The sequence below is a fragment of the Lederbergia wuyishanensis genome, assembly GCF_022900255.1.
GTDB classification, from domain to species: Bacteria; Bacillota; Bacilli; order Bacillales; family Bacillaceae_C; genus Lederbergia; species Lederbergia wuyishanensis.
This window is the reverse complement of record NZ_JALIRM010000030.1, coordinates 1-559: the sequence shown is the minus strand read 5'-3', so window position 1 is coordinate 559 and position 559 is coordinate 1. Positions and strand designations below refer to the sequence as shown.

The 559-nt window shown below is 40.8% G+C and carries 1 protein-coding gene; it reads left to right on the top strand.

Features of this window, described 5'->3' with window-relative positions; all coding sequences use genetic code 11:
- On the top strand, nucleotides 1-559 hold a 559-nt coding region (locus MT489_RS22540), incomplete at both ends, for an IS3 family transposase (RefSeq protein ID WP_244683704.1).

The following is a 559-nucleotide window of genomic DNA, read 5'->3' as shown; positions in this document are numbered from 1 at the left end:
TCCGGACGGCTATCTCGAAAAGCACAAACAGCGCTATCATTCGAACTCAAAGAAGAATTCCGACTGAAGGATGTACTTCGGATTGTCGGCATTCCTGAGTCATCTTACCATTATCATGTGAAACAAATGAAACGGGAAAATCCTAACCAAGAGTTGGAGGAAACGATTCATTCCATTTTTGAAGAGCACAACGAAAATTATGGTTATCGCAGGATTCAACTAGAATTGAAGAATCGTGGAATCATAGTGAATCATAAAAAGGTGCAGCGTATTATGCGAAAGCTAGGATTGAAAGGCAATAAGTTCACCCGGAAATCACGTCGTTATAGTTCGTACAAGGGGACCATCGGTAAAGTGGTGAAAAACCAGATTCACCGCCGTTTTAATACTACGATCCCATATCAGAAACTGACCACAGATATTACAGAATTTAAGTGTGCAGATGACCTAAAGCTCTATTTTAGTCCAATAATGGATATGTATAATGGAGAGATTCTTTCGTATGGCATCGGTATGCGACCGACGCTTGACTTTGTGCTGAAACCTTTAGATGAAGCCC